Genomic DNA, 26,325 nt, shown 5'->3' on the forward strand with positions numbered 1-26,325 from the left:
TTCTAGTAGTTGTTACCTCTAGTGAACTCTATATAGTTATCACGCAAACTTCGTTTTGTTACTGACTGTTACTCTCACTAGAGGTAACAAACTTATTGATAACCTTTTTTGTTACTATTCCATCAACCGCATCGAACTTTTCATGTTTTTTTACTCTCTTATAAACTGCTGTTCTAGAAATATCTAAATAGTCAGCTAACGATACTGCTTCCACTGGTTCACCATTTTCACTTAATACATTAAATGCTTCTTCTAATTCTTGTTGAGTTTTGACACTCCTGCTTTGATTAGCTTTTTTAGTATTCTTTTGCCAAGTTTTAGATTGCTCCTCTTCTAAAGAAATATCTTGAAGACTATCATCTAACTCATGAATAGGATATTTAAACCAAGCATTGACTGCTTTCATTTTCGGGAACTCCCTTAATGTTCCTTCTAATCTCCAAGCACTCGATTGTCTTGCTACATCAACTGCTTTGATTCGTTCCTGCTCAATCAACTTTTTAGACTGCTGATCCATTATTGCTGCATTCAAATGATAAGACATCTGTTTAAAACTTAACTCATCGTCTTGCGATACTTGATTGTACGATGGATTATATTTTTTTATTGCATCGATATAGGTTTGACATTCGGCTCTATGTTCCTGTAAAAGATACCTATCTTCTGTGAGTGGTAATTCAATTAAATCTAAAATAGCATCTGGGTCCCTTGCAAAAACCCCACTACCGCTCGAACGGTCTATCGAGTTTTTACCACCTTGACTACCTTTTGAATGATGATGACAATAAATGACTGCACAATTCAATTCAGTTGCTATCTTGTCGAATTGATTCGTAAAGTTAGCCATCTCGTGAGCTGAGTTTTCATCACCAGTCAGCACCTTATATATTGGATCAATAATAACCGCAATATAATTATTTTTTTGAGCGCGTCGGATAAGTTTTGGTGCTAACTTATCCATCGGACTTGTTTTCCCCCTCAAGTTCCATATATCAATATTCGACACATTATCATGACCCTTATTTAATTTGTTATATATTTCCACAAAACGCATCTTAGCGGATTTATCATCTAACTCTAGATTGACGTAGAGTACCTTACCTTTAGCACATGGAAACCCAAACCACTCTCGACCTTCTGCAATCGCAATGGCTAATTGAATAAGTGAAAAAGATTTACCCGCTTTACTTGGTCCAGCAATTAATAGTTTATGCCCCTGTCTTAATACCCCTTTTATTAATTCAGGTGCCAGTTCGATTTTTTGTTCAAATAAATCAGTTAAATTTTCAGGGTCCGGCAAATTGTCATTCATATCCTCAATGTATTCTTCCCATTCTTCCCAACTTGATTTACCAATATTCGTATCAATTAAAAATTGTTTCTTGTTTCCTCTTATGAAACCGGGTAAACGAGTTAATCTTGAAGGATTCTTGTTTTGCTTATCAACTTTCAGTCCATTCTTTTCAACAATTTTATAAAGATAATCCACTCTTTCTTGATACTGCGGATAATTCACCGCATCTACTTTAACGATGGCGTGAATACTTTTACTCCCACTGTAAGACAAAGCGACAACTGGTAATTCTAATTCCCTAATGATTTCATTTTGTTGTTCAATACTCATGTTGTCTGATTCCACTAATGCATACCTAAAATCAACGACATTTGTATTTTTTACCCCTTCCCCATCTAAAGGATTAAACCGAATCCACGCCCCAGAGTTAATATTTGGATCACCCATCACGGCACCAATATCACCGTTACAATTTCTAAGCCCTTGAATAATATCTCCAGCAGTTTTCGTATAAACACCACTAGACTTTGGTATCCACTTCTCAATATCACCATTTGTATGTAAGTATCCATCATTCACATAACCGATTATGTCCCCCGGATTAAATACTGCTTCTAAATAATCGATAATTTGTTGTGAAGGATTCCAAAATTTTGGTTCAGCAATTTCTTGGCCCAATACCCAATCAGTATTGACTAATTTGTATCCTTTATCTACATCCGTTGCTATGAAGCTATCATTCCAATCTAGAAAAGCATCATCGCCATTTCCCCATTTACTAGTCCAGCCGTTTTCTTTTGCTAATTGTGTAATAGTAGCTCCTGTAACTGGTGATCCTGTACCTTGAAAGGTTTCCCATTTTTTAAAGCATTCTCCGTCATGGTATCTTGAATCATTGCGACTCCATTCATCCCACACAGAAGCATCATAGTTTTCATGTTTCAATGCCATTCCTACATTAGTCCATTCTTGATAATTTAATTGCGATGGATCGATGTATTCTAATAATTCTGTTAAATCTAATTTATTATCCAGTGGTATCACCTACTTTCTTTTGGTATGATAAAAATACATACTATATTACAAAGGAGTGTTTTTAGTGCCTCAAGTAGAAGTTTATGAATACGATAAAAGAAGTAATAGTATTTCGAAAACATTAGCGAATATTGAAGAACCTCGTATATGTTCGCATTGTAAAAATACTGGAATTCAAACATTTGTTGATGGATGTATTACAAATGGTGATTACGATAAATATTCTGGTTTATTCATCTTTGCTTGTAGTTTTTGTGGTTCAAATACAATTAATTTTATGACTAAATTCTCACCTATTGGTGGTCTTTATATGGCTAACGAAGCAACCTTTAGAATTGTGGATACTATTCCAAAAAACGTTATTAAATCAACAAATATCCCTGAAGAAATATCCAGTGAGTTCCCTGACTTCTTTGAAATTTATAAACAATCTCAAAAAGCAGAAGAACAGGAACTTGATAAAATAGCAGGTATGGGTTATAGAAAATCTCTAGAATTTTTAATAACTGATTTTCTTATCACATATCCGCCAGAAGGGGTTAAAAAAGAGTGGTTAACTGATCCAACAACTACGCTCTCTTCAAAAATTTCAAAACTTGAAAAACCTAGAATAAAAGACCTTTCTAAAGCTATTTCTTTCATAGGTAACGATGAAACTCATTACTCAAAAAGGCATCCTGAACATGATACTCAATCTATAAAAATATTTCTTGATGCCTTGATAAGTGAAATAAAAAACGAGTTAACTTATTTAAAAGCAAAGGAACTACTTAACAAACCTAAATAATTAATTTTTATTTTCTTTTCTTTTAAATATTCAATTAATATTCTATTAGTTTCAATCGCTTTTTCTAATACATGAGAATTTAACTCTAGTAATGCTTCTAAAAATATGATTCGTTCTTTTAATTCTTTAATTTCTTGTTCCATATTTATTCACTCCCATATGTACCTGGAACAATACCATTTGGAATTCTCCAACCATTGCCAGCTATTCTATCTATTAATTTACGAGCTGTTTCAAATTGCCATGTACCTACATGTTGGAATCCTCGTTGTTCTAAGAAACGAATTTGTTTTGGCGTAGTTAGTCCATCATTTCGTCTCTTATCTAATCTTTCTAATAACTTGGTAGCTTTTCCGGCGTTGTCAACTTCGTCTGGAAGGATGCCAAGTTTTTCTAATGCCTTCAATTGTTTATCTGTTGGTGGACCCATTTCCCAACCAAAGCTGGGAACATAATTAGATAAGTCTTCCGCTTGAATACTCATTTCAAACTGCAAGGGATCTACAAGTTTCTTCTTACGTTTTTTCATTTCGGATAATTGTTTTGCTAAGGCTTCTTCACGTTCTAACACTGCGTCTTTTTCTGCTTGTTCCACTTCTTCCAAAATATCTATTGGGAACTCTAAATCTTCAACATTTTCAGTTAACTTTTTGGCCACTTCTTCACTACTGGTAATTAAATGAGCTGGATGACATAACTCATGCCGTTCCGTGTGCCAAAGAAAGTCTAATAATAATAAGTGGTCTTTCCCTGGAAATAATCGGGTACCTCGCCCAACCATTTGTGAGTAAAGCGAGCGTACTTTAGTTGGTCTCAATACAACGATACAATCAACACTTGGACAGTCCCAACCTTCAGTAAGCAACATGGAGTTACAAAGAACATTGTACTTATCATTTTCAAATTCCTCTAAAATTTCAGCACGGTCTTTACTCTCTCCATTCACTTCTGCAACTCTAAATCCTTTTTTATTTAAAATATCTTTGAATTTTTGACTTGTTGCGACTAAAGGCAAGAACACCACTGTCTTTTTATCCATACAGTGTTCAACCATTTCATTAGCAATTGATTCTAGATACGGGTCTAAAGCACTTCCTAAATCCTTTGTTTTAAAATCGCCTGCTTGTTGACCAACTGAACTTAAATCAATCTGAACTGGTAGGGTTAGTGCTTTGATTGGTGATAAATAACCACTCTTAATAGCTTCTACCAAAGAATACTCATAAGCTAAAGAATCAAAATAAGTTCCCAAGTTTTGCATATCTCCTCTATCTGGTGTAGCTGTAACCCCTAAAACATTAGCATCTTCAAAATGTCCTAAAACTCGTTGATACCCACCTGATACTGCATGATGTGCTTCATCAATAATAATCGTGTCAAAGTAATCTGGTGGAAATTTACTTAATCTCTTCTCGTTTTGAAGCGTTTGAACACTTCCAACTACCACTCTAAAAAAACTACCTAAACAAGTATTTTCCGCTTTTTCTAGTGATGTTTTTAGTCCTGTTGATTTCTCTAATTTTTCTGATGCTTGATCTAATAGTTCACCCCTATGAGCCAAGACGAGCACACGCTCGCCAAGTCTCACTCTATCCTCAATTACCTTACTGAAAACAATTGTCTTTCCAGTCCCTGTAGGTAAAACGAGTAGGGTTTTTCTCATACCATTAGACCATTCTTTTTGTACTGCTTCTCTTGACTCTTGTTGGTATGGTCTAAGTTGCATGTTTTTCCTCCTAAGCTAAAATAGTAATTCTGTTTGCTTCAATTTCTTCTTTTAATTGTTCTTTAAAGTATTCACGAATATTAACAATTGCTTGGTTTCTCCATGCCCCACCATCAGCTTCAAAGATTGCAGCACTTGGTCCATCTTTCATACGAAATACAAATTGGCTAGTTGGTTGTTCAACTTCTAAGAAAGTACGATACGGTGATAATTCAACTGGATTAGGTACTTTTACATCAGCTTTGCTTGCAACACCTTGATTGATAGTAACTACTTGGCTAACCCCATCATCACCAACAGTTTTAATATTATCTTCTGAGACATTACCGACTACCTGAAGTAAAATTTTACGATCTTCGTTTTCAACAAATTTAGATTGGAGAGCAATATTAAATTCTTCCAAATTATGATAAGTATCAAATCTAAATTCTGGAACAATAGCACTTGCTACGGCAAGCTTTTCACGGCTACCATCAATTTCTAAAGTCCCTATCAATGAAACAATTTCTTCATTCTTAATTTGTAAAATTAATTTTTCATCTACTCTTTCAAGATTTGACTTGATATAGTTAACCATGCCACTAAGAGTATTTAAAAGAACCTGTTCTTTTGCGTTAAAAACTCGAGGTAAGATTTCTTTGACTTGTCCATCATTATCAAAAGCTAACCACCGTTCTTCATTATCAAAGTTAACTAATCTATCTTCAGGTGTGATCCCTTGTTCCATTAAGTATTGAATTGCTTCTTTTGTCATTGTCATAATTTTTTATCCTCTTTTCTTTTGTAGGTCAATTACTTGCTGATTTTCCATTTCTTTCTCAATTACATCAATTGGTTCGCCAGTATCTGTCTTAGCTTGTAAATCATCTGGGTCAATGTATGTCTGACCTTTTGCACTAGACTTCAATTCACGAGCTTCTACTTGACCAGTATCTAAATTTTTACCAGTCAAAATAGTTGTTGCTACGTCAGTCAATGGAGCTAATGTTGATTTAACAAAACTAGTCATGGAGACAACTTCTCTATTGTCATCAGGTGTTAAATCAATTGTAATCATTACTTTTCGTTTTGCAGTCGCCTTAGTATTAGGATCTTGAATATTTTGAAACACTTTATCCATCTCTAAGTCAATCTTCTCTTGAAGACCTCCACTAGCAATACTACTTAAATCTAAATCAATATTTTTCATACGTTTCTCCTCCTAAAATGCTCCTGGTTGAAAACCATTATTTTGTGGTTGATTAGCTTGATTTTGATTAAAATTTTGTTGTTGATTTTGAACAGGTGGTGCTTGGTTAAAACTCTGTTGATTATTCTGTTGCTGTTGTGCAGGAGCATTAGATGCTAAGTACTCTTCAACTTGATTATTACTTCTTTCCTGACCTTTTGAAGTGTACGTATTGATATTTAGCTTAGCGTTCCCACGACTCCCTACGACTTGTGACCAATTTGGTTTAAATGTTTCACCTAAAACTGGTGATTGACCGATACCACTAAAGAACTGCGTTAATTTCCATTGCCAATTCTTCATTAAGTACAAGCGATCAATAACATTTGTCTTTCCTTCTGGTCCTGTAAATTCCATTGTCACTTCCGCATAAGGTGCGCCATTAGGAATCTTAGTACTTGTTCCGTCATATATCTTTCTTTCCATATTTGTTACAGTGAATGGATATTCACCTGGCTGGAAGAGTTTAAAACTACTTTCCTCTGCGGTAAAACTACTATCCCATGATAAAAATTCATTTTCTTGATTCATCATATTTTATTTCCTCCTAAAAAGTTCTTATTTTTGTGTTAAGCATGTTCATGACACCAGCATCCCAATTAGTCACTAGATATCCCCACAGATCATCAGGAATATTTTCAATAGGTGTGTCTTGTGGCATAAAGCCACCGGTATAAATGACTTGCATAATTTCATCAACAGATACTTGACTATTTTTCATTAAATCAGCTACAGACTTTGGAATGACAGTTGTGATATTCGGCTGTGGTCCTCGGCTAAAATCTTGTTGTTCTTTATTCATAAATTCGTTTTGTTGAGTTGATTGTTGTAGCTCGGTTACTTGACTATTCTCTAAAAACACTTGTGCTATTTGAGAATAATCAAATGGCAATTCATCAGCTAATCCCCATCTATTCTTAGCATCCCATGCTGGATTATGAGTGGTGTACATCATTCTTTGACCGCCTGTTGCTTTTTTACTATTAGATTTGCTATCAGTGATAATTGTATTTTTAAACTTTGCAAACAATACCGCATCCGCCCACTCTTTAGGTAGTGGACCATTTCTTTTTTCTAGCTTTAATTCATAATGATCATACTGTCCTAGTTGATCTGGTTCTTCTACTTTTCTTTGAACGGCATGAGCGACCAGTACGATATTAATTCCTGAATCACAAACATCACTCAATAAATTTAAAAGGCTTCCGAACTCTTTTTGTAATGCTATAAATTTTTTACCATACCCCTCAGAGTCAATCACAGTCCAATTGTTCGATTGCATCACATGCTGCTTGCATAATTCTTCTGCCTTATCCAATGTATCTATGACTAGCGTTTTCCATTGCTTTTTATCTTTAACATGGTTAATTTCTTGAAGTAACATATTCCAACTCGTTGGCTTTGGTAATCTATCAACGTTTAAATGCTTACTTGAGTCTTCCACATCAATAAAAACAGGATTTGGAAACTGACTAGCAAAAGTTGTTTTACCTATTCCCTCTACTCCATAAATGACGACCTTTTGGGCAGTTATAATTTTTCCACTACTAATTTCAAACATATTTAAAATGCTCCTTTCCCTTCCCAAGTATTATTATTTACTGGCTTAAACGTTCCATCTGCTACTTTTTCATCAAAAGAACGACTATCACCATCAAATGCTTGAACTAAGGAGCCAGAATCTTCTTTTGTATTTTCCTTAGCAACGTAGCCATCCTCAATGATTATTGAACACTCTTCACCAGTAGACACGCGTGTAGCAATAGCTTGTAGTCCTTCTTGTTCAAGCCAAATACCAAACTCATTTAGTGTATTTGTATCCATCTGCTCCAATTTATCAATTAGGATAAATCCGCATTCTGGCTTTAACTTTCTAACAATAGCCGTAGCCACTCGCAATTGTTCTGAACCACTCATGTTGTCCCATTGCTGACCTTTGTAAATCAATTCGCCATTATCAACTGAAAGTTCTGGTAATGGTAGATTGGCATGTTGAAGTAAATTGGACTTATCTTGTCTTAAACTTTCAATTTTAGAAGTTAATTTTCCATACTCTTCGCGTTGAATTTTAGCATCATCCTCAGCTTTTTCTTTATCAAGATTAGCTCTAACCTTGAGATTGATTTGTTCAACGTCTGCAATACTTTTTTCTAGCTGTTCCGTTGATTCATCGTGTAAGTCTATAGCGGATTTACGAGCAATTTCTAAATCTTTTTTCGTTTCAGCTTGTAACCCTTCAAGAGTATTGAGTTGTCCTTGTAGCTGTTCAATTTGTTTCTTAACACTAGCAATATTACTTTCGCCTTGAGAAATTTGAAACTCAATCTGTTTAATTTGCTCCCTCTTACGCTGATTCTCACCATTTTTAGCTAGTATGACTTGTTGTTGATTAATCAACTCTGATACGCTCACAAGCTCTTTAGGTGTATCTGGATAATAAGTCATTTCTTTAGCAAACTTCTCTTTTTGATCAGCAATCTGACCAACAGCACGTCGTTGGTTATAAATATCAGTTTCTTCTTTTTCAATATTAAAAAGCTGCTCTCCTACTCCGATAATTTGAAGTAAAGTGTTAGCTTTCTCTTTACTAGTTGAATCCATAAATTTTGGTAAGTCGATGGCCAATTCTTCAACGAAACTATTAAGTAATTGTTGCCCTGCTTTTTGACCTTGTGGATCAATAACCTTAAGAGAGCTATTCTTTCCTTTACGCTCTACAATTAAGCCATTATTCATGGTGATAGAAATATTAGGTGGTGTTACGCTACCTTCTCTATGCACTTTACTAGGCTTATATCTGTCACCTCCTAAAGCCCAAGCAATAGAATCTAAAATACTTGTTTTTCCTTGTCCATTAGGTCCACCAATAACTGTTAAACCATTTGCTGTTGGCTCAATTTTTACTGCTTTAACACGCTTTGTATTTTCGATTTCCAATTTATTGATTTTCATTGACATATCGTGCTACACTCTCCTTATATACGTATTTTTATTTTTTTCATTACCATCACTGTTCCCGCAGTGGTGGTTTTTTTTATTTTGCTCGCTGCTTCTCATGTTCATCGCTAATCAGCCAGTCAAAGACTAACGCGGTTGTAAACACGCATAGCACTATCGCCGTCTGCATGCTGTATATTCCGGTTAAGACTGCTGTTGTGATTAAAACTGTTGCGATGATAACGCAGAACAGTCTGCTTAATGTTAGCGTCGTGACCATTATTTTCGCCTCCTATCTTTCCAAATGCTATGTGCTGATGTAGCTGATAGTGTGCATATTGTTATTGCTAAAATAAAAATTATTAATAAATCCATGCGTCCTCCTTGAAAAATAAAATAGTTAGCGTTATAGTAAGCGTGTACATAGATTAACTATTTTCTATTACATCCCCGTTAAAAATCTATACATTTTTACTAGTCATGCCACGGAAATGGTATGGCTTTTTTGTTATACTTAACAAATAAATGCCCGTGTATTCTTCCTTGAAAAATAAAATGATTAACGTTATAGTAAAGTCGTACTGTAGTTAACTATTTTCCATTACTTCCCCCTTTTAAAATCTATATAATGTAATTAGTCATGCCGCTTCTGTGGTGTGGCTTTTTTTGTATCATTTTTTTCGATATGTTGCTTTGCTAGAAATTGATAGTAGCCTGTTTCAAACCACCATTTATCCGCTGCTTGTTTGTTTTTAGTCCAGTCCATGTTGTGCCTCCTACATCGTTATTTTTATTTCCTTTAAAAAGAAACATTTGATATAATTAAAGTGTTCAAATCTCTACACAGGGAGAGTGATGTCTTATGACAAAACTTTTGAACTTTACTGTGTCACAATAGGTTGGAATTCATAATTGGTAACTCCTCCTGTTACCCACTCGTCGGCTAGCGACGTAAACTTAGGCAAGGTTTTGGTTAATTTGGTAGATTTGTCTCATTCAACATAGAGTGCACAGCTCATATATGAATGCATAAAACTTCAAGAACACCATTACCTAGGAGTAGTGAATTGGATCTATTTCAATTGCAGTGCTGGGAACTATACCAGTGAAGTATTGAAAGCAAGCGTACACTTGTTTGTTGACTTTAAAAATTTAGTACCTATTCAGTTGTACGGCTGAGTAGGTTTTTTATTTAAAAAGCTCGTTCATATCAAACTTTGGGAATTCCCTTTTGATTGTCTGCAATAGATTAAAGCTGGGTCCTACGAAACCATTTTCCAATTTTATGTAATGTGAATATGAAACGCCTAACCTGTTTGCCATATCTTTTTGCGTTAATTTATATAAACTACGTAATTTTTTTAATGCTTTCATACTCACCCCTCCTATCACTTAAATTTATTTTGGTGTTTCCATATAAGAAATTCTTGATAAATGCTTTCATCAATCCAAACTTCCTGTGTAGTCGGTGCTATATATGCTTCTGAATATATAGGATGTTTTCTTAATTCTTCAGTTCTCTTTGCATATGTAGAATCTGACTTTGCGTATTTTTTCATAAACTGTTCTTTGCTTAACCAAGGACGTACTGTCATAATCGAACACCTCCTACGCTATGTTGTCTGTTATTTTGATATAATTACCTCAAAGGAGGTGATTACTATGACTTATATTTATGCAAATCTAATCGGTACTTGGCATTGTCTCAACGACGATGATAATTGTGTAATGGGACCTAATATGGTTTCCCCAAGTCAATGGTGGGAAGAAAACGCATCATTATGGGCTCCAATCCAAAGAAATGAAGCAGACACACTGTATCAATTTCCATATATCATGATCCACTATCAAAATGCCGATTACCGTATTGCTCCATGTCATATCCAAATCGTGGCTAAATAATATTATTTTTGCAGTTATCTTTTATTTTTCTTAAATTTTCATTCGTAAGTGTGACCTTACTTTGTTGACTTGAATAAAAGGTAGCTGCATGTTGTTGTAATAAATTAAACTGTGCCGCTGTTAATCCATCTAGCAAATCTATAAATATGTTTATTTTTTTTTCATCAATTTCCATTCCTACAACTCCTGTCCTACAACTCATACATCGTGATAATTGCATCAATAATCCCATTTGCTTTTGCCGATGTATCTTTACCTGAAATAATTAGAGACATTGAACTTTTACTAATTCCAAATCTATTAGCTAGCATTGTATAGGTAATAAAACTGTTACTCTCGACAAACTCTTTTATTTTCTCTCTATCTTTTAGAGTGATTTGTGCAATTTCTGTCATATTTCCACTCCTTTCTTTATTATTCATAAAACAAGTTTAGCAACGAATTGTTAAAACATGTTGACGTTTTTAACACAAGATGTTAACATAAAAGCATAGTTAAATAAGACATAAAAACATTGATTAAATCACTTTCTTGGCGGATAGCGTTTTATAATCAGTCTAGTTTTTTATTGTCTATTTAGTTACTAAACTTGTTTACAAGAATTATATTAACATTATTTGTTAATCTATTCAACTAATTTTAACATATTTTGTTAAATATTTTTTCTTGAACGAAAGGATTATTGATATGACAACGTTTGAGAGAATAAAAGAACTGGCTAAGAAACAAGGAAAATCTTTAAATAAAGTGGAAGATGAGCTTGGATATGGTAAAAATGTATTATATCGACTGAAAAATACAAATCCTTCTTCTGAGAGATTAGAAGAGCTTGCTGACTACTTCAATGTTTCAGTTGATTATTTACTAGGAAGAACTGATGATTCTTCTATTATCAATTCACCGGATTGGGCGACTGAAAAAGATGTATTAGATTTAATGGAAATGTTAGATTCAAATGTCAATATGGCGTATGGCGGTGAGGAGCTATCTGACTCCGAGAAGCAACGTGTGAAAGACGTTTTAACAGGTATCTTCTGGGAAAAATTACAAAAGAAAAAAGGTCTGTGATGTCACTTGAAAGAAAATATAAGAGTTGCTATCACAAGTCTTTATGGCTTAGCCAATACATATGATCCATTTGTAATTGCGGAATTACTTAATATTGATATTTATTATGTAGACTTCAATAAAAAACCCTTAGGACACTGTTCTACTATGTTGAAGGAAACTGTTATTACACTTGATCAATCACTTAAAGATAGTAATCAACGTTTTATGGTATGCGCTCATGAGCTGTTTCATGCTATTAACCACCAAGAATATGCTAGTTATTACTCTATAAGTAAAAATACTAAGAGTAAGATGGAACATGAAGCTAATGAATTTGCTATTGAGTTGTTAAAGATGATGTATTCAGAAGAATTTGGATATGTGGCTAAGAGTTATAAAGAACTTGGAGTTTATGGTGTAAGTGAAGAAATGTTGGAGTATATGTAAAGATTCTTTAAATGGAGGAATGAAAATGTCGGAAAAAAATAATGAGGCTATTTTGTTAAATGTTTTAAAAAAATCTTTATCCGAAATACCTGTATTAGACTCATCAGTAGATTATTGGTTAGTTCGCGCTAAATCAGGGCAGTTTTACACTGATTTCAATATCAATGATTATGTCGGTATTGGATGGAATGAAATAACTTTAGACGATATTAAGAAGACTAATAATTCTTCTGAACAATTAAAAAATATACTTAAAGAAAAATTAATTGTTCATACTGATGTGCCAATAGAAGATAATTCAAGTCCGTTGGATGACTTTTTAGATTTAGAAGAAAATCAGGAAGAAAAAAAGACTATCCTTTCCGAAAAACAATATGGAACATGGGCAGGTCAATTATTAAGGTTTGTAAATAATTTGAAAATAAATGATATAGTCGTGGTACCCTCCGAAAATTCAGAATTTTTATTAGTAGGTAAAATAATAGACGATATCTATGAATTAACTGATGATCAACTGTTAGAACAAGAATTAACAACTAACTATAAAAAATCTCAGTTTAAAAAACGATGGCCAGTTAAGTGGTTTGGCTATTTCGACAGGAACGAAGCCGATAGTAAACTATATAAAATGATTTATGCACAAGCAACGTTATCTAATATAAATGATTATAAGCCATTCATTAACAGAGCTATTTTTCCGTATTATATTCAAGATGAACAATTATTCATATCAATGCGTGTTACACAACCGAATGATATTGACAGTGAGTATTTAGGACAATTCATCTACCAATATTCTTTATTAAACAAATCTGTAGATGATAACAGCAAAGTGATTAGTAAAGTCAACGTCCAATCTGAAGGAATCATCGAACTAATTTCTAATATTGCTCCAGCGGGACTTATTAGCTTTGCATTATTATCCGGTATTTTAGTTGCACCTTATGGTGGTGAATTAAAATTTTTTGGAAGTTCAATAAAAATTCCTGGATTTTTAAACGGATATCAAAATAATAAAAATAAAAAGTTAGAAAACACTAGTAAAGAATTGGAAAATTTAAAAAAAGCCAGTGATCTAGCAAAAGAATTAAAAGTACCTATTTCTGAACTTGGTATTAAATTACCACAAAAACTAATTAATACTATAGAAAAAAATATGGAAGAAGAAGTAAAAAAAGATTCTCTATCTGAAAAAGACTCATCTAACAAAGATGAAAATTCAGACAAAGAATCCTAGAATTAGTTTACTTTGAATTCAAAATTTCTAGTTAATAGTATTGCTATTAATAGCGAGATACAGACTATTAAATACTCATTAGTAATCATGGAATTGTTTAAAATAAACAGAGACAAGGTAAAAAACAAGAGGAAAAAAGTGACATATACAATAAAATTAGTTAGTTTTTTTCTCATAATTATTATCTCCTTCCGCTGTTAACATAAATATAAGTTAAATTATTACTAATTTCAAGAAAAAAATAGCACTCTATCCCCGACCAAGAGAACTGAGTGCTAAAACAAAAAAATCACCTAGTAAATAGGCTTCTTTTCTATACCCTATTTTACTAGAAATAGGAGGAATATACAAATGTGGATGGAAAAACTTCCGAACGGAAAGTATAAATATATTGAAAGATACAAAGATCCGTATACAGACAAACCAAAAAAAATAAGCGTGACTTACAATAGTAAAAGCAGACAAGCTAGAAAAGAAGCGGAAATAGAATTAAATAAAAAGATTACTACTATCCTCAATAATTCAACATCGATTAATACAGAAATAACATTTGGAGAAGTTTTAGAGGAATGGCTAATAAGATATGAACAACAAGTAAAAAATAGTACTTACTATGCAACAACTCAATCAATGATTACGTTAAAAGAAGTAATCAGTCCTAACTATAAATTTGCTAAAATAGATCACTTATTATTAAATAAGACGTTTGATACTTTACTTTATGAACGAAATTTATCAAATGCCTACGTTAAAATTATTAAGAGTAGAATTTCTCAAATGTATAAATACGCTATAAAAAATGGTTATGTACAGGAATCACCCATGAGAAAAGTAGAAATATCATATAAAAGAAGAAAATTTGAAACAATCGATACTTTCTTTTTAGAAGATGATGAATATGAAGAATTAATTGAGATCACAGAATCAAAGAATATAAGATACGCTTTACTCTTTAAATGGTTATATCTTAATGGAATGAGAGCAGGTGAAGCACTTGCTTTGACTAACAACGATATAGTATATGAAAAAGAGTCTGATAGTTACTATGCTTCTGTTAATGGAACACTTGAATATCATGGAAAAAAGATTCATGAACAAACAAAATCCGATTCAACTAAATCAATAGCAGGTATGAGAAATGTCGATTTATCTGCTAAATCCCTTTCTATTTTAAAAGAAATGAACGAACTTAATATAGACCTGGACAATGAATTTATTTTTTGCACAATAAAAGGAACTCCTATTCAGATATCAGCAATTAATTCTTTTTTACGTTCATACGTTGAACCTAGAATGATGACTAATAAAAAATTAAGCAGTCACATATTTAGACATACTCATGTGTCTAAATTAGCAGAATTAGGGGTTCCTCTTTATACTATTCAAGATAGAGTTGGACACGAAAGTAGTGATATTACAGAAAAAATTTATCTTCATGTTACAAAGGATGTAAGAGATAAACTGAAATCAGATATCGAAAAATTGTAATGCCTGCCCCTTTTTTGCCCCTTTCATACATTTTCATCGATGATTTACCGAGGGATATCTCAAGTTAAATAACTCTTTATACACAAAAAGCACCCTATTTTCATAGGGTGCTTTCCATATTAATAACGAATTATTAACGACGTACTTCTTTGATTCTAGCTGCTTTACCGTGTAATGCGCGTAAGTAGTAAAGTTTCGCACGACGTACTTTACCAAAGCGTACTACCTCAATTTGAGCAACGCGTGGCGTATGTAATGGGAATGTACGTTCCACACCAACACCATTAGAAATTTTACGAACTGTATAAGTTGCGCTGATTCCAGTTCCACGGCGTTTGATTACAACACCTTCAAATAACTGGATACGTTCACGAGTACCTTCGACAACTTTAGCATGGACACGTACAGTGTCTCCAGGTCTAAATGCTGGGATATCAGAACGTAATTGTTCACTTGTAATTGCTTCGATTAATGGATTCATTTTCCACATTCTCCTTATTCCGAAATACTCATACGATCAAGTCACAGCGGAGTATTGTAATAGGTGAGTTTTTCACTCACTATGGTATCTTACCATAAAGAAAAAGTCATGTAAAGTTCTTTTATTTACAAAATACCTTCTTCTACTTTTATTTCATGTAAGAGTTCGATCATCTCATCCGTTAGTTCCATGCTTTCCAACATATCAGGTCGTCTAAGGAATGTTCGCCGTAGTGATTCTTTTAATTGCCACTTAGCAATTAATTTATGATTACCATTTGTCAGGACATGTGGCACTTCCATGCCGTGATAATTTGCCGGACGCGTATACTGTGGATGTTCTAAAAGACCAGTTGAGTGAGAGTCACCCTTTGCTGATTCATCATTACCTAGCACCTCTGGAAGCAAACGTACTGTAGCATCAATCATGACCATTGCACCTAATTCACCGCCTGTCAAAACGTAATCACCCAATGACACTTCATCCGTTACCAATGAACGAATACGCTCATCATAGCCTTCATAATGTCCGCAGACAAACACAAGATTTTGTTCTTTCGCAAAATCTTCTGCCATTTTCTGATCAAATTGTTTTCCTGCTGGGTCTAATAGAATAACGCGAGGTCTAGGATTATTGGATATATTTTTTATTTCTTTTAAAGCATCATCTATCGGCTGAACCTTTAACAACATACCGGCACCGCCACCATATGGATAATCATCGACTTGCTGATGCTTATTATCAGAATACTCTCTAAAATTTGTCACATTAATTTCAAGCAGTTCTTTAGCAATTGCTTTACCTAAAATCGACTCATTTAAAACACCTTCAAACATTCTTGGAAATAAAGTCAATACATCAATTCTCATCAGTCCATCAACCCTTCAGGAATATCGACAACGACTTTGTCATTTGCTACATCAACTGAAAGAATAACTGACTCAATGTATGGCAATAAGATATCCTTTTTATTTTTCCCCTCTTGTTGTACCACCCATACGTCATTTGCACCCGGAGATAATATTTCTTTAATGCTGCCTAATTTATTACCATCTTTGTCGTAAACAGACAATCCGATAATCTCATGATAATAGAAAGCATTCTCTTCTAAATCACCTAATTCGTCCTTAGATATTTTTAAAATCCCGTCCCGATAGTGTTCGACATCATTAATCCATGGGTGATCTTCAAAGCTTAAAATATCAAAGTTTTTATGTTTACGATGAGATTTAATAGTTAATTCTTTCTTCGGTTTACCTTCTTGAAATAGCCATAGTTTATTGCCGGTTTGATAGCGTTCGTCTGCAAAGTCTGTTTTAGAAATAACTCTGACTTCGCCTTTAATACCTTGTGTATTTACTATTTTACCAACATTTAAGTATTCTTCTGTCACCAGTTTAACGCCCTCTTTCTCAAAATAATTTCTATTGTTTCATAGTTATTGCCCTTTATACTTAAAAAAAGCAGATTACCACTAACCTAAGTCAGTCGTAATCTGCTTTATTGTTACGCATTTTCACTTGTAGCATGTTCTAAAATATTTAAACGAACTCGTTTTGGTTCATCTGTACGAATACTGTAAACGATAGTTCGAATAGCGGTTACTACTCGTCCCTGCTTACCAATAATTCGCCCAATATCTTCAGGCGCTACTGAAAGGTTATACTCCATAAAAGCATCTGATTCTGATACTTCTAAAGAGACTTTTTCAGGTTGACTAACTAACGGGCGGACAATGGTTAAAACCAAATCTTTTGCATCAGTCATTCAAATCCCACCTTATTTTTTTGTGTATTTAGCGTCGTGATGTTTTTTCATAATTCCTTCACGAGATAAAATGTTGCGTACAGTATCAGAAGGTTGTGCACCTTTTGATAACCAGTCTAAGATTAAGTCTTCTTTAACTGTCACTTCAGCTGGGTTGATTAGCGGGTTGTAAGTTCCCACTACTTCGATATAACGTCCATCACGAGGTGAACGAGAATCTGCTACTACCATACGATAAAATGGTTTCTTTTTAGAACCCATACGTTTTAAACGAATTTTAACTGCCATTATATTGGCACCTCCACATATTTCTTTTCTTAAACACAAGACATAGTTTATCAGATTTGAAATGACATGTAAAGTGTTTTTTCTTTACACATTTATTTTTTTATAAACTGCTGGTAATTTAAAATGATCAGCTGCTTCAAATTGTTCAGCCACAGCCAAAAGTAATGCGTCATTTCCTTTTGCTGCCATTAGCTGTATCCCCAAAGGTAAACCATTAGCTGCAATAAATGTCGGTAAACTGATTGCAGGTTGACCAGTTAAGTTAGCTAATTGAGTATAAGGTGTCAGGTACAGACCCTTTTCAAACATATCATAAACTAAATCAGCTAGCTCCATCTTGCTTAAATCCTCAGCATGAGTCATTTTTAGGCGCAATGCATCACTTTGAAAATCGGTATGAATACTTGGCGCAGTGGCTGTTGCCGTAGGAGATAAAAAAATATCGAAGGATTCAAATAGATCTTCCATCTTGACAGTCGCTTCATCCCAAGCACTAAATGATGACACATAGTCAGCAGCCGTTAATCTTTTACCATATTGATAAATTGTCCATGTTGAAAGTTCCATATCATTTATGGTCAATTGACGTTTGAGGTCATTTGAGATGTTTTTCATCATAGCAGACGTTTCCCCGCCATTCATCTCATAATAACTCCTTATCAATCGGGAGCCATCAATCGGATACCTAATAAATTCAACTGAATGTCCAGCTTGCTCTAAAAACGAAGCAGCCTCGATAGTCGCTTGGTTTGCTGCTTGAGATACCAAATTTCCGATTGGCGAATCAATACAAACAGCTATACGTAATTTATTACTATGCGGCAGACGGGGAATAGGACGTAAAAAGGGCGAACACTGATTATTAGGGGCCAATAGTGGAAATAATGTCTTTAAATCACGGACAGAAACACCTAAAACAAAATTGATTGATGCACCTTGCCAATCACGCCAACTTGAAGGACCGGTAACGATGTTCCCTCGACTCGGCTTAAAACCGATTAAACCGCTGAAACTGGCAGGAATCCGTATCGATCCCCCACCATCACTAGCACCTGCTAAAGGAATTACGCCTGAAGCAACCGCTGATGCCGCTCCACCACTGCTGCCACCCGAATAAAAATTATCATTCCAAGCATTTTTTGCTGGACCGTATAATAAAGCATCAGTTATATTTTTAAATCCAAACTCTGGGCTGGTTGTTACTCCGAAAGGGATAAATCCAGCATACTCAATTTGGCGAACAAAATTATTAGTTTCTTTTGCTCGATAATTTTTGAACAGGCGTGAACCAAAAGTTTGTCTGAAACCTTTTTTGGCTTGACCTAAGTCCTTCAATGCTATCGGAACACCGCTGAATGGGGCTGATGATACACTTGAAATTGGTATCTCCAATTGTTTCATCGCTAACTCTTGATTAACTTCTACAAAAGCATTTAATGTATTAATTTCATGCGCACGTGTCACCGTTTCTATCATAAGTTCTTGTGCTGATATTTTTTTTCTTTTAATTTTCTGTGCATAGTACGTAGCATCTTTGATCAATTTAACAACTCCTTTCATTTTTTATAGTGTACATTCTTTTTAAGATACTTTACAATTAAAGAAATAAAAAATACTCAATCTGCTTTAGAATATGATAAAACAAAATTATATACAATTTTGTTTTAAATAAGGAGTGACAACATGCTGATAGCTAACAACAATCTCACTTTGCGTTCTTATACAGTTAGCGATATCTGTCCAATGTGGCAGCTTGCCTACAATGATGACTTGGAATGGATGAAGTGGAATGGACCATATTTTAATGATCCGATTTTGGAGCTGGGAGCTTATCGGCATGAAGCGCATGCTTATTTTGTTGATTCTCCGCTGTCAGCTGTTATAGAATACGACGAACAAATTATCGGTCAAGTTTTTGCCTATTGGGACGATGGCTTAATGAAAAATTGGCTGGAGTTTGGTATCTGTATTTACGACAGCGCTTACTGGAATTCAGGTATTGGCAAACAGGCTATCGCGTTATGGATAAATCATCTTTTCACTGAACTGCCAGACATTACACGAGTCGGCTTTACAACTTGGTCAGGAAATACAGGTATGATGGCAATTGGCGAACGACTAAATATGACACAAGAAGCACGTATTCGTAAAGTGCGTGTAGTAAACGATGTCCACTACGATTCAATCCGCTATGGCATACTCCGAGAAGAGTGGCAGGCTACTCATCTAGAATGATACCCTGTTGTGTCAGCCACGATGTTAATTGTCGCGGTGTTTTAAATTCAATAAACTTTTCTGAATAATCGTGTCTGAGCTGCTTGTAATGGAGACGAGCAGCTTTTTTCCGCCCTTCATACAGAACCCACCAAATAAATTCACTATCTAATTTTTCCTCACAGCCCTCCGTCATATCTTGTCGGTTTGTCCCTCGATATTTTTGATAACGTTTACTGACACGGTACAAACACCGCCAACGTGAAAAATTTAAATAAATAATTATATCAGCTTGATTCAGGCGCTCTTTTTGAAGAAACGTTGAATAATTACCATCAATCACCCACTGTTGGTGTTCTATCATAAATTGTTTAATTATTTTTTGAGCTTCTAAGCAATCACGAACTTGCCAATTAGGTTCAAATTGGACAGTATCTAAATGCAAAACAGGAATCTCGTAACTTTCACCAAGCAAGCGTGCTAGCGTTGACTTGCCACTGCCGCTATACCCTAAAATAGCAATCTTCATCTGATAACCTCCCTAAAAAAAAATCAGGTCTTACTGTTACTCACGGCAAGACCTGAACTCTTATTTTTTCTTTTTCTTTTTATTTTTTTTCATCTTTTTCTTATTTTTTTTCATCATTTTATTCATAGCCATTTTGCCTAATTTACCTTGAATTCCGCCACCCATCATATTTTCCATTCCGGCAGGCATATTTCCTTTAGACATCTGTTGCATCATTTTACGTGATTCGTTGAACTGTTTAATCATACGGTTGACTTCAACCACACTATTACCCGAACCAGCGGCAATCCGTCTTCGACGACTAGGATTTAAAAGTTCTGGATTCTCACGTTCAGCCGGTGTCATCGAAAAGACAATCGCTTTTTTACGGGCAACATCTTTAGGATCGACTTGCAGATTATCTAGACCAGGAACATTATTCATCCCTGGAATCATTTTAATCAAATCCTCTAATGGCCCCATATTCATAACTTGATCAAGCTGTTCAATAAAATCATTAAAGTTAAATGTATTCTCTCGCATTTTTTTGGCTAGATCTTCAGCCTGTTGTTCATCATATTCTCGTTGAGCTTTTTCAATCAAGGTTAACATGTCGCCCATACCTAAAATACGACTAGACATCCGATCTGGATAGAATACTTCGATATCTGTCAGTTTTTCACCAGTACCAATAAACTTAATTGGTTTACCTGTTACCGCACGGATTGAGAGTGCCGCCCCGCCTCGAGTGTCACCGTCCAACTTAGTTAATACTATTCCCGTTATATCTAATTGCTCATTAAAACTTTGTGCCACAGTTACTGCATCTTGTCCGGTCATAGCATCGACAGTTAGTAAGATTTCATTTGGTTGAGCATAGTCTTTGATTCGTTTCAATTCATCCATTAATTTTTCATCAATATGTAGACGACCAGCTGTATCAATAAACACATAATCATTTTTATTTTGTTTTGCTTGTTCCAATCCTTGTTTGACAATTTCCACTGGATCAACATCTGTTCCCATTTCAAAAACAGGAATATCCAATTGCTGGCCAATAACCTTTAATTGATCTATCGCAGCAGGACGATAAACGTCAGCTCCGATAAGTAATGGGCGTGCCTTATTATTTTTCTTTAAATAGTTGGACAGTTTACCAACGAATGTTGTTTTACCAGCACCTTGCAAACCGACCATCATAATAATTGTTGGTATTTTTGGCGACTTATTCAGTTCAGAGACTTCTGAACCCAATACTTTCGTCAGTTCCTCATCGACAACTTTAACTATCTGTTGAGTGGGGTTAAGTGAATCTAAAACCTCGATACCAACAGCACGTTCACCAACTCTTTTAGTAAAACCACGTACTACTTGCAAGTTAACGTCGGCTTCTAATAAAGCTAGACGTATCTCTCTCATCATTTCTTTTACGTCTTCTTCACGAACTGTACCCTTTTTCTTCAACTTACTCATTGCGACCTGAAGACGGTCTGTTAAACTTTCAAAAGCCATATATAATTACCCCTCTAATAATTTTCTTCGATTTCCTGAATACAATCTAATAATTCAAAAATATTTGTTTTATCTATTGGTTGTCCTGATAATCCTAGTTTGATTTCTGCAATTAACTCATTGCGCACAACATAATTAGAATATAAGTGCAACTTACGTTCGTACTCTTCAAGTAGTTTTTCCGTACGTTTAATATTATCATAAACCGCTTGACGACTAACGTTATATTCTTCAGCTATTTCACTCAATGAAAAATCATCCGCATAATAAAGTTCTACGTAGTTCATTTGTTTTACCGTTAATAAGGTTGAATAGAATTCAAACAACGCATTCATGCGATTTGTTTTTTCAATTTCCACTAGTTTCCCTCCATTTCATCGGACAAAACTCAGTCCATAATATTATAGCATAACTTTATAAGTTTGTTGACATTCAAGAAAAAAAAGCCTCAGATCACTGAGACTTTTTTTTATCAGTTAATTCATCTGTTTTAATCTGTTCGTCTGGAACCAACGGAATATAAAAAGTAAAAGCAGATCCATGATTAAGAACACTTTTTAAACTTATTTGTCCTTCATAATTATCAACGAGTTGTGAAGCAATTGATAATCCTAGACCATTGCCACCAGTATGTCGCGCCCTTGCTTTATCTACACGATAAAAGCGATTAAATACCTGCTCAACATTGTCAGGGGATATCCCTTCACCAAAGTCTTGAACCATAACTTCTAAATATTTATGTGATTTGCTCATTGAAATAAGTATTTCTTTGCGATCATTCGAGTATTTAACTGCATTATCAAGTAAAATAACTAAAATCTGTTCAAAATGGTTTCTGTAAATTTTCACTTGACGTTCCCGCGATAAATCATCGTCTAAATTAAAAGTGAATTCAGGGTAAAGCATTCTAAAATTATTAACGGTTGTATGAATAACTTCTTTAGCATTAGACACACGATCTTTGTAATGAAATTCTGATTGCTCAGCACGAGATAAATCCAACATTTCTTGCACCAAACTTTTCATCCGGATAATTTCCTGCAATGAAGCCTCCAAAGACTCGTCTAAAACTTGTGGGTCATCTTTTCCCCAACGATTCAATAAGTTTAAGTGACCTTCAATAACAGCAACTGGCGTACGTAATTCATGTGAAACATCTTCGACGAATTGTTGCTGTCGCTGAATAAATAGTTGCATACGACCAAGAATCAGATTAAATGCGTTAGCCAAATCTGCCAATTCATCATTTCCCTTTGGTACGGGCATTCTAACGTTTGTTAGTGGGAATTCTTCAACTTCATTAATTGTTTTTGCCATCTTTCGAAGCGGATAAGTAAAATATGACGAAAGAAGGAAACTTATAATAACCCCAACAATGATACCTACAGCTGCAATTGTTACTAGTGTTTTAAACAAATCTTCCCGAACAGAATAGTAACTATTAAGTTCGAAAAATCCTTGCGCATACCCAACTAATTTATTAGTTTCTTTTGAATAAATTGGTTTCATCAAAAATAAGCCCGCTCGATTATTAAATGTATCTATCGTCATATTGTTCTTATTATTTTTATCAAATGGTAAATAAAAATTCTTTGTTTCAAATAACAATAAGCCCGTATCACTGTAGATTTTAACATTCAATTCTGGTTGTGACAGTTCAGAAATAAATGTATTTAAATTCATTAAGTTTGACTCCAAAGTTTCACGATCATAATATGTGTTTCCCATAAAGTCCCCAGCTGTTTCTTTTAAATAAAAGACAGAGCTACTCAATGTTAATACATCTCGAGAACGTCCCAGTCGACTGGACACCTCGTCCATAGTTCGTGTAAAATTATTTTTTTCTTCATTAATCAACACATTACTAGAAATTTGAAAGGTCACATATCCAAAAATCCCTAATAAAATAGAAATGGACAAAGCTGTTAGCAATGTCCATTTTAGTGTAATTGACTTCAGCGATAGTTTCGATGAGTGTGTGATATTTTTGATAAAATTAATCATGATCGCATCACATACCCAGTACCACGGACTGTTTGGATATAACTATCTTCTCCAGGAACATCAATTTTATTTCGTAGATAACGAATATACACATCAACAACATTCGTTTCCACTTCAATTTCATAGCCCCACACTTTATTTAACAAAACATCACGTGATAATACAACGTTGATATTTTCCATTAAAATTAACAATAATTCATATTCACGCTTTGTTAACTCAATAATATCCTCACCACGACGAACCACACGATTTTCTTTTTCAATTGTCAAATCACGATAAGTTAAGGTTGTTTGTTTCGTTATATTCTTATCGCCTTCAATATCAATACGACGTAATAGCGCACGTAAACGTGCCAATAATTCTTCGATAGCAAAAGGTTTGACAATATAATCATCTGCACCGTGATCTAACCCTGATACACGGTCGATAACTGAGTCACGAGCCGTCATCATAATAATTGGTGTGTTTTTCACTTGGCGAATACGACGACACACTTCTAAGCCATTAAGTTCAGGAAGCATTAAATCTAAAAGAATTGCCTCCCAATCACCCTCTAATGCGGCTTCAAGTCCTGTTCGTCCATTATAATGTACCTCTGCTTCGTATCCTTCATGTTTTAACTCTAATTCAACAAATCGAGCTAAATTTTTTTCATCCTCAATAATTAAAATTCTATTTGACATATTCAACACATGCCTTTCCATATTTTCAGTAGAGACTCATCATTACTTAAATTATTATAACCGTTTTCTAATTTAATTGCCATTAGAATATTCGATCATACATAATTATTAAATAATCCAAGTCGCATAAGAAAAACTCTCAACCAAACGGGCTTGAGAGCCTTTCATGTCGTCGCTAATTATTTATTTTCATCACCATACCAATCATAATGGAACACTCCATCACGATCTTTTCTTAAATAAGTATGTGCACCAAAATAATCTCTTTGTGCTTGAATAATATTTGCAGGTAGATCAGCAGTACGATAAGAATCGTAGTATGAAATTGCTGAAGAAAATGTTGGACTAGGTACACCTGCTTGAACAGCTAGTGATACCACGTCACGAACAGCTTGTTGGTATTCTGTTGTAATATTTAAGAAATAATTATCTAATAATAGATTCTTTAAATCTGCATCTCTTTCGTAAGCATCTGTAATCTTTTGTAAAAATTGTGCTCGAATGATACAACCTGCACGGAAAATTTTAGCTATTTCGCCATAGTTCAAATCCCATTTATACTCATCACTTGCCATTCTCATTTGTGCAAAGCCTTGTGCGTAACTCATGATTTTGCTGAAATATAACGCTTTGCGGATTTTCTCTATCATCTCAAATTTATCACCAGTGAACGCTGGGATTTCCTTTTGCGGAATAACTTTGCTTGCTGCAACGCGTTCTTCCTTTAAGGCAGAAATATAGCGTGCAAAGACTGATTCAGTAATTAATGGTAATGGCGTTCCTAAATCTAGTGCATTTTGGCTCGTCCATTTACCCGTGCCTTTATTACCAGCTGCATCTAAAATCACATCTACAATCGGTTTATCAGTGCCTAAATCATCTTTTCTTGTCAAAATATCAGAGGTAATTTCAATTAAATAGCTGTCTAGTTCACCTTGATTCCATTCAGTAAATACTTCAGCCGTTTCCTCAACACTTAAGCCAAGAACACGTGTTAAAATATCATAAGATTCGGCAATCAGCTGCATGTCTCCGTACTCAATTCCGTTATGAACCATTTTGACAAAATGACCGGCACCATTTGGCCCAATATATGCGACACATGGTTCGCCATCTTTTGCTTTAGCCGCAATTTTTTCAAATATTGGTGCAACTAATTTATAAGCTTCACGTTGTCCACCCGGCATCATTGCTGGACCTTTCAACGCACCTTCTTCACCACCTGATACACCAGTACCAATAAAGTTAATCCCTGAACTAGCCAGCTCCTCATTGCGTCTAATGGTATCCTTAAAGAACGTATTACCGCCATCAATTAAAACATCGCCTTTATCCAAGTGAGGTAACAAACTTTGAATGGTTAAATCTGTTGGTTTTCCAGCTTTTACCATCAACATAATGCGACGTGGTTTTTCCAAAGAATTGACAAAATCCTCAATTGTATAGGTAGCCACTAAGTTTTTATCACTATGTTCTTGTATCACTTCATCAGTTTTCGATCCTGTACGGTTGAAAATAGACACACTATAGCCGCGACTTTCAATATTTAAAGCTAAGTTTTTTCCCATTACCGCCATTCCAACGACACCGATTTGTTGTTTTGACATGAATTAACCTCCTAGTTTTTAAAAAAGTATTCCAAACTATTATAGCGTATTTTTTAATAAAATATAAGTAAACAATGAGAAAATCTCAAAAAAACTAACAACATATTAAATAAACTTGCAAAAAACT

At 34.5% G+C, this 26,325-nt stretch carries 33 protein-coding genes; 7 read left to right on the forward strand and 26 right to left on the reverse strand.

All coding sequences use genetic code 11. From position 1 onward, the window contains the following. Nucleotides 1-58 precede the first annotated feature (58 nt). Nucleotides 59-2,329 (reverse strand): AAA family ATPase, encoded by a 2,271-nt coding sequence (locus CBF37_RS08155; protein ID WP_125984303.1) that lies wholly within the window; start codon nucleotides 2,327-2,329, stop codon nucleotides 59-61. 64 nt (nucleotides 2,330-2,393) lie between these two features. Between CBF37_RS08155 and CBF37_RS08160 the strand changes: the two genes are divergently transcribed. Next, nucleotides 2,394-3,116 carry a DUF4145 domain-containing protein gene (locus CBF37_RS08160; protein WP_125984255.1) on the forward strand — a complete coding sequence of 241 codons (723 nt, stop codon included), beginning with the start codon at nucleotides 2,394-2,396 and terminating at the stop codon, nucleotides 3,114-3,116. On the opposite strand, the gene CBF37_RS08165 is transcribed toward CBF37_RS08160, so the two are convergent. The 11 genes from CBF37_RS08165 to CBF37_RS08210 form a co-directional block, all read right to left on the reverse strand. Then, the gene (locus CBF37_RS08165) at nucleotides 3,077-3,259 is read right to left on the reverse strand and encodes an HAD family hydrolase (RefSeq protein ID WP_125984256.1); all 183 of its coding nucleotides are present in this window, start codon (nucleotides 3,257-3,259) and stop codon (nucleotides 3,077-3,079) included. The two genes, CBF37_RS08160 and CBF37_RS08165, sit on opposite strands and share 40 nt — an antisense overlap. A gap of 2 nt (nucleotides 3,260-3,261) precedes the next feature. Continuing rightward, nucleotides 3,262-4,842 carry a DEAD/DEAH box helicase gene (locus CBF37_RS08170; protein ID WP_125984257.1) on the reverse strand — a complete coding sequence of 527 codons (1,581 nt, stop codon included), beginning with the start codon at nucleotides 4,840-4,842 and terminating at the stop codon, nucleotides 3,262-3,264. 10 nt (nucleotides 4,843-4,852) lie between these two features. Then, complete coding sequence (locus CBF37_RS08175) at nucleotides 4,853-5,602, reverse strand: hypothetical protein (protein WP_125984258.1); 750 nt, start codon at nucleotides 5,600-5,602, stop codon at nucleotides 4,853-4,855. 6 nt (nucleotides 5,603-5,608) lie between these two features. Continuing rightward, entirely contained in the window at nucleotides 5,609-6,031 is a 423-nt protein-coding gene (locus CBF37_RS08180) for a replication terminator protein (protein ID WP_125984259.1), read from the reverse strand. A 12-nt stretch (nucleotides 6,032-6,043) separates the two neighbouring features. Beyond that, nucleotides 6,044-6,604: a hypothetical protein gene (locus CBF37_RS08185; RefSeq protein WP_206168054.1), complete on the reverse strand. Its 561-nt coding sequence runs from the start codon at nucleotides 6,602-6,604 to the stop codon at nucleotides 6,044-6,046. Between the two features lie 13 nt (nucleotides 6,605-6,617). Beyond that, nucleotides 6,618-7,631 carry an ATP-binding protein gene (locus tag CBF37_RS08190; RefSeq protein ID WP_125984260.1) on the reverse strand — a complete coding sequence of 338 codons (1,014 nt, stop codon included), beginning with the start codon at nucleotides 7,629-7,631 and terminating at the stop codon, nucleotides 6,618-6,620. A 2-nt stretch (nucleotides 7,632-7,633) separates the two neighbouring features. After that, nucleotides 7,634-9,028, reverse strand: coding sequence for an AAA family ATPase (locus CBF37_RS08195; RefSeq protein WP_125984261.1), 1,395 nt, complete (start codon nucleotides 9,026-9,028; stop codon nucleotides 7,634-7,636). A gap of 76 nt (nucleotides 9,029-9,104) precedes the next feature. Then, nucleotides 9,105-9,287, reverse strand: a complete 183-nt coding sequence (locus CBF37_RS08200; protein ID WP_125984262.1) for a hypothetical protein — start codon at nucleotides 9,285-9,287, stop codon at nucleotides 9,105-9,107. Nucleotides 9,288-9,641: 354 nt separating this feature from the next. Then, the gene (locus tag CBF37_RS11870) at nucleotides 9,642-9,773 is read right to left on the reverse strand and encodes a hypothetical protein (RefSeq protein WP_276309146.1); all 132 of its coding nucleotides are present in this window, start codon (nucleotides 9,771-9,773) and stop codon (nucleotides 9,642-9,644) included. A 422-nt stretch (nucleotides 9,774-10,195) separates the two neighbouring features. Further along, complete coding sequence (locus CBF37_RS08205) at nucleotides 10,196-10,381, reverse strand: helix-turn-helix transcriptional regulator (protein WP_125984263.1); 186 nt, start codon at nucleotides 10,379-10,381, stop codon at nucleotides 10,196-10,198. Nucleotides 10,382-10,395: 14 nt separating this feature from the next. Continuing rightward, nucleotides 10,396-10,602 carry a hypothetical protein gene (locus CBF37_RS08210; protein ID WP_125984264.1) on the reverse strand — a complete coding sequence of 69 codons (207 nt, stop codon included), beginning with the start codon at nucleotides 10,600-10,602 and terminating at the stop codon, nucleotides 10,396-10,398. 67 nt (nucleotides 10,603-10,669) lie between these two features. Between CBF37_RS08210 and CBF37_RS08215 the strand changes: the two genes are divergently transcribed. After that, complete coding sequence (locus tag CBF37_RS08215; protein WP_125984265.1) at nucleotides 10,670-10,909, forward strand: hypothetical protein; 240 nt, start codon at nucleotides 10,670-10,672, stop codon at nucleotides 10,907-10,909. On the opposite strand, the gene CBF37_RS08220 is transcribed toward CBF37_RS08215, so the two are convergent. Continuing rightward, a complete protein-coding gene (locus tag CBF37_RS08220; RefSeq protein WP_125984266.1) occupies nucleotides 10,902-11,084 on the reverse strand; it encodes a hypothetical protein in 183 nt (60 codons plus the stop codon). The two genes, CBF37_RS08215 and CBF37_RS08220, sit on opposite strands and share 8 nt — an antisense overlap. Before the next feature lie 16 nt (nucleotides 11,085-11,100). Continuing rightward, on the reverse strand, nucleotides 11,101-11,304 hold the full coding sequence (locus tag CBF37_RS08225; RefSeq protein WP_125984267.1) for a hypothetical protein: 204 nt from the start codon (nucleotides 11,302-11,304) through the stop codon (nucleotides 11,101-11,103). A 292-nt stretch (nucleotides 11,305-11,596) separates the two neighbouring features. Between CBF37_RS08225 and CBF37_RS08230 the strand changes: the two genes are divergently transcribed. The 4 genes from CBF37_RS08230 to CBF37_RS08245 all read left to right on the forward strand — a co-directional run bounded on the left by CBF37_RS08230 (nucleotide 11,597) and on the right by CBF37_RS08245 (nucleotide 15,131). Next, entirely contained in the window at nucleotides 11,597-11,977 is a 381-nt protein-coding gene (locus tag CBF37_RS08230; protein ID WP_125984268.1) for a helix-turn-helix domain-containing protein, read from the forward strand. A 6-nt stretch (nucleotides 11,978-11,983) separates the two neighbouring features. After that, nucleotides 11,984-12,406 carry an ImmA/IrrE family metallo-endopeptidase gene (locus tag CBF37_RS08235; RefSeq protein ID WP_125984269.1) on the forward strand — a complete coding sequence of 141 codons (423 nt, stop codon included), beginning with the start codon at nucleotides 11,984-11,986 and terminating at the stop codon, nucleotides 12,404-12,406. 25 nt (nucleotides 12,407-12,431) lie between these two features. Then, complete coding sequence (locus tag CBF37_RS08240; RefSeq protein ID WP_206168055.1) at nucleotides 12,432-13,643, forward strand: hypothetical protein; 1,212 nt, start codon at nucleotides 12,432-12,434, stop codon at nucleotides 13,641-13,643. Nucleotides 13,644-13,994: 351 nt separating this feature from the next. After that, nucleotides 13,995-15,131 (forward strand): tyrosine-type recombinase/integrase, encoded by a 1,137-nt coding sequence (locus tag CBF37_RS08245; protein WP_125984270.1) that lies wholly within the window; start codon nucleotides 13,995-13,997, stop codon nucleotides 15,129-15,131. Nucleotides 15,132-15,264: 133 nt separating this feature from the next. On the opposite strand, the gene rplS is transcribed toward CBF37_RS08245, so the two are convergent. From rplS to CBF37_RS08275, 6 genes are all read right to left on the reverse strand, one after another. Continuing rightward, complete coding sequence (gene rplS, locus CBF37_RS08250; RefSeq protein ID WP_125984271.1) at nucleotides 15,265-15,612, reverse strand: 50S ribosomal protein L19; 348 nt, start codon at nucleotides 15,610-15,612, stop codon at nucleotides 15,265-15,267. A 125-nt stretch (nucleotides 15,613-15,737) separates the two neighbouring features. Beyond that, the gene (gene trmD / locus CBF37_RS08255) at nucleotides 15,738-16,481 is read right to left on the reverse strand and encodes a tRNA (guanosine(37)-N1)-methyltransferase TrmD (protein WP_125984272.1); all 744 of its coding nucleotides are present in this window, start codon (nucleotides 16,479-16,481) and stop codon (nucleotides 15,738-15,740) included. Beyond that, nucleotides 16,481-17,005 (reverse strand): ribosome maturation factor RimM, encoded by a 525-nt coding sequence (gene rimM / locus CBF37_RS08260; protein WP_125984273.1) that lies wholly within the window; start codon nucleotides 17,003-17,005, stop codon nucleotides 16,481-16,483. The genes trmD and rimM overlap by 1 nt, the downstream gene beginning before the upstream one ends. A gap of 113 nt (nucleotides 17,006-17,118) precedes the next feature. Then, nucleotides 17,119-17,379: a KH domain-containing protein gene (locus CBF37_RS08265; protein ID WP_125984274.1), complete on the reverse strand. Its 261-nt coding sequence runs from the start codon at nucleotides 17,377-17,379 to the stop codon at nucleotides 17,119-17,121. Between the two features lie 12 nt (nucleotides 17,380-17,391). Next, nucleotides 17,392-17,667: a 30S ribosomal protein S16 gene (gene rpsP / locus CBF37_RS08270; RefSeq protein WP_125984275.1), complete on the reverse strand. Its 276-nt coding sequence runs from the start codon at nucleotides 17,665-17,667 to the stop codon at nucleotides 17,392-17,394. A gap of 84 nt (nucleotides 17,668-17,751) precedes the next feature. Further along, nucleotides 17,752-19,206: an amidase family protein gene (locus CBF37_RS08275; protein ID WP_125984304.1), complete on the reverse strand. Its 1,455-nt coding sequence runs from the start codon at nucleotides 19,204-19,206 to the stop codon at nucleotides 17,752-17,754. 144 nt (nucleotides 19,207-19,350) lie between these two features. Here CBF37_RS08275 and CBF37_RS08280 point away from each other — a divergent pair, with 144 nt between their 5' ends. Continuing rightward, on the forward strand, nucleotides 19,351-19,902 hold the full coding sequence (locus CBF37_RS08280) for a GNAT family N-acetyltransferase (protein ID WP_125984276.1): 552 nt from the start codon (nucleotides 19,351-19,353) through the stop codon (nucleotides 19,900-19,902). On the opposite strand, the gene CBF37_RS08285 is transcribed toward CBF37_RS08280, so the two are convergent. The 6 genes from CBF37_RS08285 to gndA form a co-directional block, all read right to left on the reverse strand. Beyond that, nucleotides 19,886-20,410 (reverse strand): DNA topology modulation protein, encoded by a 525-nt coding sequence (locus CBF37_RS08285; RefSeq protein WP_125984277.1) that lies wholly within the window; start codon nucleotides 20,408-20,410, stop codon nucleotides 19,886-19,888. The two genes, CBF37_RS08280 and CBF37_RS08285, sit on opposite strands and share 17 nt — an antisense overlap. Before the next feature lie 60 nt (nucleotides 20,411-20,470). Next, on the reverse strand, nucleotides 20,471-21,901 hold the full coding sequence (gene ffh, locus CBF37_RS08290; RefSeq protein ID WP_125984278.1) for a signal recognition particle protein: 1,431 nt from the start codon (nucleotides 21,899-21,901) through the stop codon (nucleotides 20,471-20,473). A gap of 14 nt (nucleotides 21,902-21,915) precedes the next feature. Next, a complete protein-coding gene (locus tag CBF37_RS08295; protein WP_420824171.1) occupies nucleotides 21,916-22,236 on the reverse strand; it encodes a putative DNA-binding protein in 321 nt (106 codons plus the stop codon). Nucleotides 22,237-22,354: 118 nt separating this feature from the next. Next, the gene (locus CBF37_RS08300; protein WP_125984280.1) at nucleotides 22,355-23,905 is read right to left on the reverse strand and encodes a HAMP domain-containing sensor histidine kinase; all 1,551 of its coding nucleotides are present in this window, start codon (nucleotides 23,903-23,905) and stop codon (nucleotides 22,355-22,357) included. Then, on the reverse strand, nucleotides 23,902-24,591 hold the full coding sequence (locus CBF37_RS08305) for a response regulator transcription factor (RefSeq protein WP_125984281.1): 690 nt from the start codon (nucleotides 24,589-24,591) through the stop codon (nucleotides 23,902-23,904). Before CBF37_RS08305 ends, CBF37_RS08300 begins: the two co-directional genes overlap by 4 nt. Before the next feature lie 179 nt (nucleotides 24,592-24,770). Beyond that, nucleotides 24,771-26,198: an NADP-dependent phosphogluconate dehydrogenase gene (gene gndA / locus CBF37_RS08310; RefSeq protein WP_125984282.1), complete on the reverse strand. Its 1,428-nt coding sequence runs from the start codon at nucleotides 26,196-26,198 to the stop codon at nucleotides 24,771-24,773. Nucleotides 26,199-26,325 lie beyond the last annotated feature (127 nt).

Source organism: Vagococcus vulneris (assembly GCF_003950515.1).
Taxonomy (GTDB): domain Bacteria; phylum Bacillota; class Bacilli; order Lactobacillales; family Vagococcaceae; genus Vagococcus; species Vagococcus vulneris.

Coding starts and splice junctions, on each gene's coding strand:
- CBF37_RS08300 (WP_125984280.1), bottom strand. CDS start 23,905: ATGATTAATTTTATCAAAAATATCACACACTCATCGAAACTATCGCTG.
- gndA (WP_125984282.1), bottom strand. CDS start 26,198: ATGTCAAAACAACAAATCGGTGTCGTTGGAATGGCGGTAATGGGAAAA.
- CBF37_RS08225 (WP_125984267.1), bottom strand. CDS start 11,304: ATGACAGAAATTGCACAAATCACTCTAAAAGATAGAGAGAAAATAAAA.
- CBF37_RS08170 (WP_125984257.1), bottom strand. CDS start 4,842: ATGCAACTTAGACCATACCAACAAGAGTCAAGAGAAGCAGTACAAAAA.
- CBF37_RS11870 (WP_276309146.1), bottom strand. CDS start 9,773: ATGGACTGGACTAAAAACAAACAAGCAGCGGATAAATGGTGGTTTGAA.
- CBF37_RS08305 (WP_125984281.1), bottom strand. CDS start 24,591: ATGTCAAATAGAATTTTAATTATTGAGGATGAAAAAAATTTAGCTCGA.
- CBF37_RS08265 (WP_125984274.1), bottom strand. CDS start 17,379: ATGACTGATGCAAAAGATTTGGTTTTAACCATTGTCCGCCCGTTAGTT.
- CBF37_RS08165 (WP_125984256.1), bottom strand. CDS start 3,259: ATGGAACAAGAAATTAAAGAATTAAAAGAACGAATCATATTTTTAGAA.
- ffh (WP_125984278.1), bottom strand. CDS start 21,901: ATGGCTTTTGAAAGTTTAACAGACCGTCTTCAGGTCGCAATGAGTAAG.
- CBF37_RS08190 (WP_125984260.1), bottom strand. CDS start 7,631: ATGTTTGAAATTAGTAGTGGAAAAATTATAACTGCCCAAAAGGTCGTC.
- CBF37_RS08230 (WP_125984268.1), top strand. CDS start 11,597: ATGACAACGTTTGAGAGAATAAAAGAACTGGCTAAGAAACAAGGAAAA.
- CBF37_RS08295 (WP_420824171.1), bottom strand. CDS start 22,236: ATGAATGCGTTGTTTGAATTCTATTCAACCTTATTAACGGTAAAACAA.
- CBF37_RS08245 (WP_125984270.1), top strand. CDS start 13,995: ATGTGGATGGAAAAACTTCCGAACGGAAAGTATAAATATATTGAAAGA.
- CBF37_RS08185 (WP_206168054.1), bottom strand. CDS start 6,604: ATGATGAATCAAGAAAATGAATTTTTATCATGGGATAGTAGTTTTACC.
- rpsP (WP_125984275.1), bottom strand. CDS start 17,667: ATGGCAGTTAAAATTCGTTTAAAACGTATGGGTTCTAAAAAGAAACCA.
- CBF37_RS08215 (WP_125984265.1), top strand. CDS start 10,670: ATGACTTATATTTATGCAAATCTAATCGGTACTTGGCATTGTCTCAAC.
- CBF37_RS08180 (WP_125984259.1), bottom strand. CDS start 6,031: ATGAAAAATATTGATTTAGATTTAAGTAGTATTGCTAGTGGAGGTCTT.
- trmD (WP_125984272.1), bottom strand. CDS start 16,481: ATGAGAATTGATGTATTGACTTTATTTCCAAGAATGTTTGAAGGTGTT.
- rplS (WP_125984271.1), bottom strand. CDS start 15,612: ATGAATCCATTAATCGAAGCAATTACAAGTGAACAATTACGTTCTGAT.
- CBF37_RS08240 (WP_206168055.1), top strand. CDS start 12,432: ATGTCGGAAAAAAATAATGAGGCTATTTTGTTAAATGTTTTAAAAAAA.
- CBF37_RS08220 (WP_125984266.1), bottom strand. CDS start 11,084: ATGGAAATTGATGAAAAAAAAATAAACATATTTATAGATTTGCTAGAT.
- CBF37_RS08210 (WP_125984264.1), bottom strand. CDS start 10,602: ATGACAGTACGTCCTTGGTTAAGCAAAGAACAGTTTATGAAAAAATAC.
- CBF37_RS08285 (WP_125984277.1), bottom strand. CDS start 20,410: ATGAAGATTGCTATTTTAGGGTATAGCGGCAGTGGCAAGTCAACGCTA.
- CBF37_RS08205 (WP_125984263.1), bottom strand. CDS start 10,381: ATGAAAGCATTAAAAAAATTACGTAGTTTATATAAATTAACGCAAAAA.
- CBF37_RS08280 (WP_125984276.1), top strand. CDS start 19,351: ATGCTGATAGCTAACAACAATCTCACTTTGCGTTCTTATACAGTTAGC.
- CBF37_RS08195 (WP_125984261.1), bottom strand. CDS start 9,028: ATGTCAATGAAAATCAATAAATTGGAAATCGAAAATACAAAGCGTGTT.
- CBF37_RS08200 (WP_125984262.1), bottom strand. CDS start 9,287: ATGGTCACGACGCTAACATTAAGCAGACTGTTCTGCGTTATCATCGCA.
- CBF37_RS08175 (WP_125984258.1), bottom strand. CDS start 5,602: ATGACAATGACAAAAGAAGCAATTCAATACTTAATGGAACAAGGGATC.